Origin of the sequence: Stenotrophomonas maltophilia, assembly GCF_013464915.1 — a bacterium.
In the GTDB taxonomy this organism is placed as follows: Bacteria; Pseudomonadota; Gammaproteobacteria; order Xanthomonadales; family Xanthomonadaceae; genus Stenotrophomonas; species Stenotrophomonas maltophilia_AT.
The window spans coordinates 128,142-140,494 of sequence record NZ_RAVT01000013.1 but is presented as its reverse complement, the minus strand read 5'-3'; the positions used below and the strand labels follow the sequence as shown (position 1 = coordinate 140,494).

The 12,353-nt window shown below is 66.9% G+C and carries 9 protein-coding genes and 2 tRNA genes; 9 read left to right on the top strand and 2 right to left on the bottom strand.

Translation table 11 applies throughout. The features are described 5' to 3' along the window. The first annotated feature begins 72 nt into the window (after nt 1-72). Complete coding sequence (gene metX / locus D7T59_RS05395) at nt 73-1,185, top strand: homoserine O-acetyltransferase MetX (RefSeq protein ID WP_180853085.1); 1,113 nt, start codon at nt 73-75, stop codon at nt 1,183-1,185. Then, a complete protein-coding gene (locus D7T59_RS05390; RefSeq protein ID WP_180853086.1) occupies nt 1,186-1,530 on the top strand; it encodes a DUF1294 domain-containing protein in 345 nt (114 codons plus the stop codon). Between the two features lie 98 nt (nt 1,531-1,628). Here the strand turns inward: D7T59_RS05390 and cydC are convergent, their stop codons facing one another. Together cydC and cydD are read right to left on the bottom strand one after the other, a co-directional pair. After that, nucleotides 1,629-3,302 (bottom strand): thiol reductant ABC exporter subunit CydC, encoded by a 1,674-nt coding sequence (cydC, locus tag D7T59_RS05385; protein WP_180853087.1) that lies wholly within the window; start codon nt 3,300-3,302, stop codon nt 1,629-1,631. Then, nucleotides 3,299-5,044, bottom strand: a complete 1,746-nt coding sequence (gene cydD, locus D7T59_RS05380) for a thiol reductant ABC exporter subunit CydD (RefSeq protein WP_180853088.1) — start codon at nt 5,042-5,044, stop codon at nt 3,299-3,301. Before cydD ends, cydC begins: the two co-directional genes overlap by 4 nt. A gap of 227 nt (nt 5,045-5,271) precedes the next feature. Between cydD and D7T59_RS05375 the strand changes: the two genes are divergently transcribed. The 7 genes from D7T59_RS05375 (at nt 5,272) to pgaA (ending at nt 12,352) form a co-directional block, all read left to right on the top strand. Then, complete coding sequence (locus tag D7T59_RS05375) at nt 5,272-6,861, top strand: cytochrome ubiquinol oxidase subunit I (protein ID WP_049423960.1); 1,590 nt, start codon at nt 5,272-5,274, stop codon at nt 6,859-6,861. 15 nt (nt 6,862-6,876) lie between these two features. Continuing rightward, nucleotides 6,877-8,028: a cytochrome d ubiquinol oxidase subunit II gene (gene cydB / locus D7T59_RS05370; RefSeq protein ID WP_164135946.1), complete on the top strand. Its 1,152-nt coding sequence runs from the start codon at nt 6,877-6,879 to the stop codon at nt 8,026-8,028. Nucleotides 8,029-8,086: 58 nt separating this feature from the next. Next, nucleotides 8,087-8,203: a cytochrome bd-I oxidase subunit CydX gene (gene cydX, locus D7T59_RS05365; RefSeq protein WP_005410354.1), complete on the top strand. Its 117-nt coding sequence runs from the start codon at nt 8,087-8,089 to the stop codon at nt 8,201-8,203. Between the two features lie 55 nt (nt 8,204-8,258). Next, nucleotides 8,259-8,335: transfer RNA gene (locus D7T59_RS05360), tRNA-Pro, on the top strand. Nucleotides 8,336-8,475: 140 nt separating this feature from the next. Next, nucleotides 8,476-8,552, top strand: a tRNA-Pro gene (locus tag D7T59_RS05355). Nucleotides 8,553-8,773: 221 nt separating this feature from the next. Continuing rightward, complete coding sequence (locus D7T59_RS05350) at nt 8,774-9,979, top strand: CynX/NimT family MFS transporter (protein ID WP_164135945.1); 1,206 nt, start codon at nt 8,774-8,776, stop codon at nt 9,977-9,979. A 345-nt stretch (nt 9,980-10,324) separates the two neighbouring features. Then, complete coding sequence (gene pgaA, locus D7T59_RS05345; RefSeq protein WP_164135944.1) at nt 10,325-12,352, top strand: poly-beta-1,6 N-acetyl-D-glucosamine export porin PgaA; 2,028 nt, start codon at nt 10,325-10,327, stop codon at nt 12,350-12,352. The last annotated feature ends 1 nt before the right edge of the window (nt 12,353 follow it).

The window sequence follows — 12,353 nt, the reverse complement described above, 5'->3', positions numbered from 1 at the left end:
CACTACCGGGTGCATCGCCGATGGAAACCAGCATGTCGCCAGCTGCACATCCGGCCCCGTTAGAATGCCCGCATGACTGAATTCATTCCGCCCGGCACCCGTTTCCATGCCCTGCCCTCGCCGTTCCCGTTCAAGCGCGGTGGCGCCCTGCACGGTGCGCGTGTGGCCTATGAAACCTGGGGAACGCTGGCTGCCGACGCAGGCAACGCGATCCTGATCGTGACCGGTCTTTCGCCGGATGCGCACGCAGCAGCCAACGACGCCAATCCGGCGCCGGGCTGGTGGGAAGGCATGGTTGGCCCCGGCAAGCCGATCGATACCAACCGCTGGTTCGTGGTGTGCGTGAACTCGCTGGGCAGCTGCAAGGGCTCCACCGGCCCCGCCTCGCTCAATCCGGCCACGGGCGAACCGTATCGCCTCGACTACCCCGAGCTGTCGATCGAAGACGGCGCACGTGCCGCCATCGAAGTTGTACGCGCCCTGGGCATCGAGCAGCTGGCCTGCGTGATCGGCAATTCGATGGGCGGCATGACCGCCCTGGCCGTGCTGATGCTACATCCAGGCATCGCGCGCAGCCACGTCAACATTTCCGGCAGCGCGCAGGCGTTGCCGTTCTCCATCGCGATCCGCTCGCTGCAGCGCGAAGCGATCCGCCTTGATCCGCGCTGGAACGGTGGCCACTACGACGACGACGCGTATCCCGAGTCCGGCATGCGCATGGCACGCAAGCTGGGCGTGATCACCTACCGCTCGGCACTGGAATGGGACGGCCGTTTCGGCCGCGTGCGGCTGGATTCGGACCAGACCGATGACGATCCGTTCGGTCTGGAATTCCAGGTGGAAAGCTATCTGGAAGGCCACGCACGGCGCTTCGTGCGTTTCTTCGATCCCAACTGCTATCTGTACCTGAGCCGTTCGATGGACTGGTTCGACCTGGCCGAGTACGCCGATGGCGATGTGCTGGCGGGGCTGGCGAAGACCCGGGTGGAGAAGGCGCTGGCCATCGGTGCCAACACCGACATCCTGTTCCCCGTGCAGCAGCAGCAACAGGTCGCCGACGGCCTGCGTGCCGGCGGTGCCGATGCGCACTTCATCGGCCTGGAGTCACCGCAGGGTCATGACGCCTTCCTGGTCGATTTCGAGCGTTTCGGCCCGGCCGTGCGCGGCTTCCTCGACGCGCTGTAAGTGGCATGGCGGCGTAACCTCGCGCTCGCCGCGTTCGGCGCGTTGATCGCACTGATGGCCAGCGGCGTGCTGCCGCTGTGGCTGGGCGGCTGGTGCCTGCTGACCAGCGCGGTTTCGTTCGGCTTGTACGGGCATGACAAGCGGGCAGCACAGCGGAAGCAGTGGCGGATTCCCGAACGCACCCTGCAGCTGCTGGCCTTTGCCGGCGGTTGGCCGGGCGCGCTGCTGGGCCAGGCCCTGTTCCGCCACAAGCACCGCAAAGCGGCATTCCAATGGGTGTTCTGGCTGTGCGTGCTGGCCAATGYGGCCTCGATCGCGGTGATGCTGCGCGAGTTCTCGCGGTAACGCTCGCAATCGGTAGTGCCGGCCGCTGGCCGGCAATCACGTATTCGTGTGAAACGCCATGAGGTTGCCGGCCAGCGGCCGRCACTACCAGGATGTTCTCACGCTTCGCGGATCAACACCCCATCACGCAGCCGRTACTGCGCATCGACCACGCCTTCGGGCAGGTCGTCGTGGGTGATCATCAGCAGGCTGCGCCCGTCCAGCAACCCGGAAAGGTCCTGCAGCAGCGCACGTGCGGTATCCACGTCCAGGCCTTCGGTCGGTTCGTCCAGCAGCAGGATCGGCGCATTGCGCAGCAGCGCCCGCGCCAGTGCCAGGCGCCGCGCCTGGCCGGCCGACATCGTTGCGCCGTTCTCGCCCACCCAGGCCTGCAGGCCACCATTGTTCTCGGCCCATTCGCCCAGGCGAACGCGGCGCAGCACCGTCCACAACGCGGCGTCGCTGGCATCGGGATCACCCAATCGCAGGTTCTCGGCCACGCTCCCGGCAAACACCGGTGCGTTCTGCGGCAGCCACGCCAACTGCCGATGCCACTCGGCCTGGGCGAAGTCGCGCAGGTTGCGGCCACCATAGGTGATTCGCCCCTGCTGCGGGTCCCACAGCCGCAGCAGCAGGCTGGACAGCGTGGTCTTGCCGCTGCCACTGTCGCCGCGGATGGCGATGCGCTCCCCCGGCGCCAACGTCAGCTGCAGGGCGGACAGCACCGGCCGCACCGCGCCCGGCCACTGGAAATGCACGTCATCCCAGTGCACGCGCGCGGCCTGCGGCACCGGCTGCGGCGCTGCGGGATCCTCCACCGTCGGCGGCTGCTCGACGATGGCCTGCAACCGATCAGCGGCGATACGCCCGGACTGCAGCGATTGCCAGGCCAGGCCCATGCCAGCCCACAGTTCGATCAGCGCCACGGTAAGGAACACCAGGCCCGCCGCCATCTCCGGCGCGATGCGCTGCTGTTCGGCCGCGTGCAGCGCCAGCGCCAGCATCGCCACCAGGCCCAGCCCAGCGACCAGGCCATGCAGGGTCGATGCCGCGATCAGGCGCCAGCGACGGCGCCGGTCGCGCGAAGCAACCTGCTTGGCCGCCACCCGCACCTTCAACTGCCATGCCGCATCGGCATGCAGTGCGGCCAGATCCCCTGCCCCTTCCAGCCCCTCGAATGCAGCGGTGCGCAACGCAGCGCGATGCACGGCGCGGTCCATCTCTTCATCGTCGCGGCCGCGCACACCCAGCCACGGCACGCCGAAGGCGATCAGCAGCGCCAGCACCGCCAGCAGCACCGCCGCCGACGGCAGGATCAGCGCCGCCGATGCAATCGCCACCAGCGACAACGCGCCCAACGCCACCAGTGGCCCGATCGCACGCACCAGCAGGCCATCCACTTCACCGATGTCACCGAGCAGGCGCGCCAGAAGTTCGCCGGTGCGCGTAGCCCCCAGCCGTGCCGGTGCCAACGGCAGCGCGCGGCGGAAGAACCATACGCGCAGGTCGCGGGCGATGCGCAGGGTGGCATCGTGGCCGACCAGCTTCTCGAAGTAGCGCGACACGATGCGTGCCACCGTCAGCCCGCGGATACCCGCGGACGGCGAGAAGAAGTTGAAGCCCTGGCCGAGGCCGGCTGCACCCGCCAATGCGGCGGCAGTGAGGAAGCCACCGGACAGCCCCAGCAATGCGGTGCCGGCCAGCATGGTGGTCCACAACAGCAGCATGGTCAGCAGCAGGCGCGGCCGATGACGCAGGAACACCACGCGCAGCGAATCAGACGAGCGGCTCATGCGCGCACCGCCTGTGCCGGTTCGACCAGGCGTCCTTCCGGCAGCAGCAGGCAGCGGTCTGCCCAGGCGATCACCGCAGGGCTGTGGGTGGCGACCACCACACTGCGGCCTCGTGCATAGGCCGCCAGGCTGCGCAGCAGTGCGGCCTCGGTATCGGCGTCGAGAAACGCAGTGGGTTCATCCAGCAACAGCACCTGCGGGTCGCGCAGCAACAACCGGGCCAGGCCGATACGACGGGCTTCACCGCCGGACAGGCCGAAGCCGCGTTCGCCGATTACCGTATCCAGGCCCCGTGGCAGGCGCTGTGCGAACTGCAGCACCTGCGCGGCCTCGGCCACCGCACGCAGGCGCGCATCGCTGGCGCCCGGATCGGCCAGGCGCAGGTTGTCGGCGATGCTGCCGTGGAACAGGTACGGACGCTGGCTGGCATAGGCCACCTGCACACCAGGACGCAGCTGCAGTTTGCCGGCACGCGGCGGCAGCCAACCGGCCAGCGCTTCCAGCAAGGTGCTTTTGCCGGAACCGCTGGGACCAACCAGGGCCAGGCGCTGCCCCGGCTCAAGCAGCACGTCCAGATCGTGCAGCACATCGTGTGGCGCGCCCAACGGGCGAAGAACCAGACCCTGTGCCTGCAGCGGCGGCAATGCGGCTTCGGCCGGTTCCACCGCCAGCGGTGCGGTCTCGTTCTCGATCAGGCCCTGCTCATCGGGCAGAGACTGCAGCAGGCGTTCCACCTCGGCGGCAGCGGCCAGTGCGTTGGCACGATCGTGGTAGTGCGCGGCCAGCCGCCGCAGCGGCGCGTAGAACTCCGGCGCCAGCAGCAGGCAGAACAGGCCCGCGCCCAGCGTCGGCACCGTCGAGTGCAGCGACATCATGCCCAGGTAGCTCAGGCCCAGGTACAGCGCGACCATCGCCACGCTCACCGAAGCGAAGAATTCCAGCACCGTGGACGACAGGAAGGCGATGCGCAGCACCTTCAGGGTGCGCACGCGCACCCCTTCGGCGGCGGCCTCGATACCTTCCAGCTCGGCCTCGCCACGGCCATACAGGCGCAGCAGGCCCAGGCCCTTGATGCGATCAGCGAAGTGGCCGCTCATCCGCGCCAGTTCGCCCAGCTGGGCACGGCCGGCGGCTTCGGCGCCCCAGCCCACCAGCATCATGAAGAACGGCACCAGTGGCGCGGTGAACAGCAGGATCAGCGCGACCACCCAATCAACCCAGGCCACTGCGGCCAGGATCAGCAGTGGCACCACCACCACTTCGGTGCGCACCGGCAGAAAGCCACTGTAATAATTCTCGATCGCATCGCCGTGATGCAGCATCAGTTCGCCCAGCTCACCGGTGCGGCGCTGCCGCAGCCACAGCGGGCCATGCCCGAGCAGTCGCGCGAAAACGCGCTCGCGCAGTGCCAGGCGGGCGGCGTCGGCCACGTCACCTGCAGCAGCCTGGGTGGCGCTGCCGAGCAGCGTGCGCAGCACCAGGACCAGCGCCAGCCCACCCAGCACCGGCAGACCCGATGCCAACGGCGCGCGCTCCACCAGCACCTGCTGCACCAGCCAGGCAATGGCGGCAGCCTGGCCGATCAGCAGCACCCCGGACAGACTGATGCACAGCGCCGCCAGGCGCTGGCGGCCTCGAGCGGCACGCGCCAGATCAGCCAGCCAGGCCGTACGTGCGCGCCGCTGGCGGGCGGTTTCAGCTTCAGGGGAAAGGCCGTCAGGGGTCGTTTCGGCAGCGCTCAAGGGGTCTTCACGGGCATCGGGGGAGACACGGCATTGTAGGCGCAGGCAACAGCCCGCCCCTGCGGCCGTCGGTCGCAGTCTTCATCAGGTTCGCATACGATCCCTTCGCATACCTGTTCATACATTGATCTGGATCAAGGCTGTTTGAAGTAGTCGGTCACATCATTCACGTCGTAGACCACCCTTCCCGCCACCTGCAACGGCACTATCCACGAGGTAGCCAGGCCATGATTGATCAGACAGTCGTAGAACTGTCGCGGCTGCAATTCGCGCTGACCGCGATGTACCACTTCCTATTCGTACCGCTCACCCTCGGCCTGTCCTTCATGGTGGCCATCATGGAGAGCGTGTACGTGATGACCGGCAAGGAGATCTGGCGCAGGATGACCCTGTTCTGGGGCGTCCTGTTCGGCATCAACTTCGCCATGGGCGTTGCCACCGGCATCGTCATGGAATTCCAGTTCGGCATGAACTGGTCCTACTACAGCCACTACGTGGGTGACATCTTCGGTGCGCCGCTGGCGATCGAAGGCCTGATGGCCTTCTTCCTGGAAGCCACGTTCGTCGGCCTGTTCTTCTTCGGCTGGAACCGCCTGACCAAGGTCAAGCACCTGATGGTGACCTGGCTGATGGCGCTGGGCACCAACCTGTCGGCGATCTGGATCCTGATCGCCAACGGCTGGATGCAGAACCCGACCGGCGCGGTGTTCAACCCGGAAACCATGCGCATGGAAGTCGTCGACTTCATGGCCGTGGTGTTCAACCCGGTGGCGCAGGCCAAGTTCGTGCACACCGTCAGCGCCGGCTACGTGACCGGTGCGGTGTTCGTGATGGCGATCAGTGCCCTGTTCCTGCTGCGCAACAAGCACAAGGACCTGGCCCGTCGTTCGTTCGCGGTGGCGGCTGCGTTCGGCCTGTTGTCCTCGCTGTCGGTAGTGGTGCTGGGTGACGAGAGCGGTTACGCCGCCAGCGAACACCAGAAGATGAAGCTGGCCGCGATCGAAGCGATGTGGGAGACCGAGCGTGCGCCGGCCGACTTCACCGCCTTCGGCATCCCTAACCAGGAAACCCACCAGAACGACTACGCGGTGAAGATCCCGTACCTGATGGGTCTGATCGCCACCCGCTCGTTGAACCAGCCGATTCCGGGCATCCTGGAACTGGTCGAGCGTGCCGAACACCGCGTGCGCGGCGGCCAGCTGGCCTACGGTGCATTGGAACGCCTGCGCGCCAACAAGAACGACGTTGAAGCACGCGAGATGTTCGACCGCCACTGGCAGGACCTGGGCCACGGCCTGCTGCTCAAGCGCTACCGCGACGACATCCTCAACGCCACCCCGCAGGAAATCTCGCAGGCGGCGATGGACACCGTGCCGCGCGTGATGCCACTGTTCTGGACCTTCCGCGTGATGGCCGGCCTGGGCTTCTACCTGATCGCCTTCTTCGCGCTGGCCTTCTACTACTCCTGCCGCAACAACTTCCAGGACAAGCGCTGGTTCCTCAAGCTGGCCCTGTGGACGCTGCCGGCACCGTGGATCGCGATCGAGTGCGGCTGGTTCGTGGCCGAGTACGGTCGCCAGCCGTGGGCGGTGGATGGCGTGCTGCCGACCTTCTATGCGGCATCGGGCCTGGCCCTGCACGAAATCGTGCTGACCCTGGCCGGCTTCACCGCGATCTACACCGCGCTGATCGTGGTCGAGATCAAGCTGATGCTCAAGGCGATCCGCAAGGGTCCGGACGAGGTGCTGCCGTCGCTGCAGTCGCCCCAGCCGCATGCTTCCCACAATGCCTCGGCGCCGGCCGCCGGCCAGGCCTGAGGCAGGAGAACCACGATGGATTTCATTCTTCTGGACTACACCACGCTGCGCGTGATCTGGTGGCTGCTGCTCGGCATCCTGCTGATCGGTTTCGCCGTGATGGACGGTTTCGACCTGGGCGTGGGCACCCTGCTGCCCTTCGTTGCCCGCAACGACGCCGAGCGCCGGCTGGTGATCAACACCATCGGCCCGGTATGGGAAGGCAACCAGGTGTGGCTGGTGCTCGGTGGCGGTGCGATCTTCGCCGCCTGGCCGCCGCTGTATGCGGTCAGCTTCTCCGGCTTCTACCTGGCGATGTTCGTGATCCTGTTCGCCCTGATCCTGCGTCCGGTCGGCTTCAAGTTCCGCAGCAAGATGCCCAGCGAGCGCTGGCGCAACACCTGGGACTGGGCGCTGTTCATCGGCGGCTTCATCCCGGCGCTGATCATGGGCGTGGCGGTAGGCAACGTACTGCTGGGCGTGCCGTTCCACTTCGATGACAGCATGCGCATCTTCTACACCGGCTCGTTCTTCGGCCTGCTGATGCCCTTCGCACTGCTGGCCGGCCTGCTCAGCGTGTCGATGCTGGTCGCCCACGGTGCCGCCATGCTGGTACTGAAGACCGACGGCCCGGTGGCCGAACGTGCGGCCCGCTTCGGCAGCATCGCTGCGGTCATCGCCTTCGTGCTGTTCGCCGTGGGCGGCGCCTGGGTGGCCTTCGGCCTGCCGGGCTACCAGATCACCTCGCAGGTGGTCACCGACGGTGCAACCAATCCGCTGCTGAAGACCGCCGAACTCGGCGCCGCCGGTGGCTGGATGCGCAACTACAGCACGATGCCGGCCACGATCCTGGCCCCGCTGCTCGGCCTGGCCGGCCTGCTGGCCAGTGCGGTGCTGCTGCGGGCCCGTCGCGGCGGCCTGGCCTTCATCGCCTCCGGTGCGGCGATCGCCGGCATCATCCTGACCGTCGGCTTCGCCATCTTCCCGTTCCTGCTGCCGTCCTCGAGCCAGCCCACCTCCAGCCTGACCGTGTGGGATGCCTCCTCCAGCCACCTGACCCTGTGGATCATGCTGCTGGCCACGGCGGTGTTCCTGCCGATCATCATCGGTTACACCACCTGGGTGTACCGCGTGCTGAAGGGCAAGACCACCACCGAAGAGATGGGCAACAACCCCAACGCGTATTGATTGCTTGCACGTGTGCCGACCAACGGTCGGCACCTACCCGGAATGAAGGAGACTGATCATGTGGTATTTCGCCTGGATTCTCGGTGCCGGCCTCGCCTCGACGGTGGCCATCCTCAACGGCATGTGGTTCGAAGCCCGCGAGCAGAACCGCATCGAGAAGGAAAATCGTCGCTGAGCTGTAAAAAAGCCTTGCCGCCTTGGCCTTCACACGGTATCTTAGGCGGCTCCTTCGGGGTGTAGCTCAGTCTGGTAGAGCGCTACGTTCGGGACGTAGAGGTCGCAGGTTCGAATCCTGTCTCCCCGACCACTCAAGTGGTCGCATTGAAGCCTGGTGAAGTCGTCCAGGCTTTTTTGTTCCCTGAAGTGGCACTGCTTCGGCAGTGTGAAGAAAACAGCATTTACCCCTTGCCGCCATCGGGGTGAATCGCTAGAATAGGCGGCTCCCTTCGGGGTGTAGCTCAGTCTGGTAGAGCGCTACGTTCGGGACGTAGAGGTCGCAGGTTCGAATCCTGTCTCCCCGACCACTTCGGTGGTCACCAAGAAGCCTGGAAGACATCACTGTCCTCCGGGTTTTTTTGTACCCAGCGCCAGGCCGCCCGCATGACGGGACCTTGTCGGACCGCGCACGTACAATGGCCGCGCTGCCGGCCCACCTGCAGCACCACCCCCACCTGCCGCTTCGGCGTAGACCGATGCCGGCGCTGCATGCCGCCGCTGCGGCGTGCGACACCTGCAAGGACCACCGATGAGTTCCTCCACTTCCGATTCGCCGTCGCTGCTGCACGGTCGTGTCCTCGCGTTCGCCGCGATCCTGCTGGCAGCGGTCAACCTGCGCACTGCGGTCACCTCGATCACCCCGCTGCTGGACGTGCTCGGCCAGCAGTTCGGCTTCGGCACCACCATGACCGGCGTGCTGGGCATGCTGCCGACCGCCTCGTTCGCGCTGTTCGGCGTGGCCACGCCGGCACTGGCGCGGCGCCTCGGGCTGGAGCGCACCACGCTGCTGGCGATGGTGATGGCGATGGCCGGCCTGCTGCTGCGTTCCAGCGCCGGCAACGTCGGCACGCTGCTGCTCGGTTCGGTGGTGGCACTGGCCGGCATGGGCATCGGCAACGTCGTGGTGCCGCCGCTGGTGAAGCGCTACTTCGCCAACAAGGTCGGCACCATGAGTACGCTCTACATCAGCGTGCTGCAGCTGGGCACCATGCTGCCGGCGCTGCTGGCGGTACCGGTAGCCAATGCAGCGGGCTGGCGCGTGTCGCTGGGCATGTGGGCGCTGCTGGCACTGGCCGCTGCACTGCCGTGGCTGCTGCTGGCCAGGCGCGCGCCGAAGCCACTGGCCGACACTACCGATCCCACCGCGCAGCCGCACGGCAAGGTCTGGCGCACGTCGCTGGGCTGGAGCATGACGCTCATGTTCGGCATGACTTCGCTGATGACCTATTCGATGTTCACCTGGCTGCCGCGCATCGTGGTCGAGGCCGGTGGCACGCCGGCCTTCGGTGGCGTGATGGTGGCGGTGTTCTCGGCGCTGGGGCTGCTGCCGTCGCTGGTCATTCCATCAATGGCAGTGCGCATGCAGAACCCGTTCCCGCTGGTGCTGATCGGCTTCTTCTCGTTCGTGATCGCCTTCACCGGCCTGCTGCTGGCACCGATGAAGGCCCCCCTGCTGTGGGCCTGCCTGCTTGGCGTCGGTCCGTCCACCTTCCCGCTCGCACTGACCCTGATCAACCTGCGCACGCGCACCCCCACCGGCTCGGCGGCGCTGTCCGGCTTCATGCAGGGCGTGGGCTACAGCTTCAGCTGCCTGGGGCCGTTCCTGGTCGGCTGGCTGCACACAGTCAGCGACGGCTGGACGCTCCCGTTCAGCTTCCTGTTCGGCTGCGCCACCCTGATGCTGTGCGCCTCCTGGGTGGCCTGCAAGCCGCGCAAGCTGGAAGACCTCTGGTAAGCCGTTGAGGGGCCGCACGCCGGCCCCGCCTGCCGCTGGTCAGCCATTCCAGGAAAATTGACGCCGGACTGACAATTCCGGGCGGATAGTGCCCACGAATGCCCATCCTTGCCGCGTGCCGGCATTGGGCATGGGGGCGGCCTGGCCGCCCAGGCCACCACTCGGTGTGCGGGGGATTCTCGCTTCAGACAAGACATTGCAGGTCGCTGTCCGGGTTGTACCCGTCCTTGGCTGGACGGGAGTGCACGAAGGGAGTGACGCAGGGCACGGCCACCCCAAAAGCTGGCATGTGATGTGCGTCACATTTTTCACGGTTGTCTGGTCAGGAAGCCAAGGGGGTCCCCAATGGTTGTCCACCGCCGGCTGGCGCTTTGCGTCGGCCTCGCCTGCACTGCCCTGGCCTGGGCCAGCGGCGCTGCCCCGCCCGATCGCGAGGCGGCCCTGGCCGAGATCGGCCGCTACCGCGACCAGGCCCGATGGCTGGATGCGCTGGGCGCCATCGAACGTGCCAGCCAGCAACAGCCCAACGACGATCTGCTGTTCAAGCTGCGCGTGCTGACCCTGGGCGACATCGGCAATGCCTGGCGCGCATGGGCGCTGTACCAGCAGCGTCCACAGCTGTTCGACGCTGCCCAGAAGCAACGCCTGGAAGGCGACTACCTGGCCAAGCTGGTGGTGTGGAGCCTGGCCTACAGCAGCAGCGAGGACAGCCGCCTGGAAGAGGCTGAATCGACGCTGGCGCGCATGCAGCGCTACCTCGGCAGCGAAGGCACGCCGCCCGCCCAGGCCCCGCTGCGGATCCGCATGGACCGGCTGATCCTGCTCAACCGTCTCGGCCGCCATGCGCAGGTGCGCGAGGAAGCGCGGGCCCTGCAGGCGGAGGGCCACACGTTGCCCGACTATGTCCTGCCTGCGGTCGGTGACTCCCTGATGGGTACCCTCCATCCCGAGGAGGCCATTCCGGTATTGCAGGCCGCGGTGGCCGGCGATCCCACGCGCGATGCCTCGCACTCGGAGCTGGCGTACGCCTATCTGGAAAGCGAACAGCAGGAAAAGGCCATCGACCTGCTGCAGGCATGGCGCGACAAGGAACCGGCGTGGCGCTGGAGCAATGGCAAGTCGCCGTATGCGAACTGGTCGCGCTACGAGGCCGACCTGAACCTGGCAATGGTGCGCGCCTACAGCGGCGACCTGCGCACCGCACAGCACGACCTGGAATCGATGGTCGACATCGCACCGGGCAACGGCGGCCTGCAGAGCGCGCTGGGCAGTGTGTACATGATGCGCGGATGGCCACGCATGGCCCTGCAGCGCCAGCAGATGGCACATGCGCTGGACCCACGCGACATCGAGCCGCGGCTCGGCATGGAAGAGGCATACGTTGCCCTGCAACGCGATGATCTGGCGCGGCCGCTGCACGATGATCTGCTGGCACGCTACCCGACCCAACCCGCCGTCGAGCGCATGGACCAGGCCTGGCGTGTACATCGCGGCTGGCAGTTGAAGGCATGGACCGACATTGGCCGCAGTTCCGGCGGTGGCGGCACATCACCGCTGGGCAACAACGACCGCCACTACGGCATGGAAGTGCAGACGCCGGTACTCGATGACCGCTGGCGGTTGTTCGCCTTCGCCGACAGGCGCTCGGTCGACTTCCAGGACCAGCGCATCGACCCGCTGTGGCTGGGTGCAGGCGTGCGCTACCGCTTCGGCCGACTGGATGCGGAAGCCGCCGCGCTGCGTGCCAACGACCACGTCGGCGACACCGGCCTGCGCCTCGGTGTTGGCTGGCAGTTCAACGATTACTGGCACGCCGGACTGGTGGCCGCACGCAACGATCCGGAAGCCTCGATGCAGGCGCGCGTGGCCGGCATCACCGCTGACAGCGTGAGCGCGCAGGTGGACTACCGGCGCAGCGAGCTGACCCACTGGATGTTCGGCGCCAGCCGCTTCCGCTACGACGACGGCAACCATCGCGAACTGTTCAGCACCAGCATTGAACAGCGCCTGCTGACCCGTCCGCGCTGGTTGATCGATGGCCTCGCCAGTGCCTACACCAGCCGGGGCAGCCGCGACGACGCGCCCTACTTCAACCCGAAGCGCGACCGCATGGTCGAGATCGGAATGCGCATCGACCAGCAGTTGTGGCGGCACTACGAGCGCCACTTCCGGCACCGGCTGACGGTCTCGCTGGGTGACTACTGGCAGGACGGCTTCGGCAGCGCGCTGGTCCCTTCGGTGTCCTACATGCACGAATGGCAGCTGGGCCAGGGCCGCGTGTTCGAGTACGGCGTGCGCTGGTCGCGGCCGGTCTACGACGGCCACCGCGAGCGTCATATCGGCTTCGAAGCCGCACTGCGCTGGGGAGAATGAC

What these genes read in the sequence shown, in the direction of transcription:
- D7T59_RS05375 (WP_049423960.1), top strand. Translation starts at nt 5,272, where the DNA reads ATGATTGATCAGACAGTCGTAGAACTGTCGCGGCTGCAATTCGCGCTG.
- cydX (WP_005410354.1), top strand. Translation starts at nt 8,087, where the DNA reads ATGTGGTATTTCGCCTGGATTCTCGGTGCCGGCCTCGCCTCGACGGTG.
- pgaA (WP_164135944.1), top strand. Translation starts at nt 10,325, where the DNA reads ATGGTTGTCCACCGCCGGCTGGCGCTTTGCGTCGGCCTCGCCTGCACT.
- cydB (WP_164135946.1), top strand. Translation starts at nt 6,877, where the DNA reads ATGGATTTCATTCTTCTGGACTACACCACGCTGCGCGTGATCTGGTGG.
- metX (WP_180853085.1), top strand. Translation starts at nt 73, where the DNA reads ATGACTGAATTCATTCCGCCCGGCACCCGTTTCCATGCCCTGCCCTCG.
- D7T59_RS05350 (WP_164135945.1), top strand. Translation starts at nt 8,774, where the DNA reads ATGAGTTCCTCCACTTCCGATTCGCCGTCGCTGCTGCACGGTCGTGTC.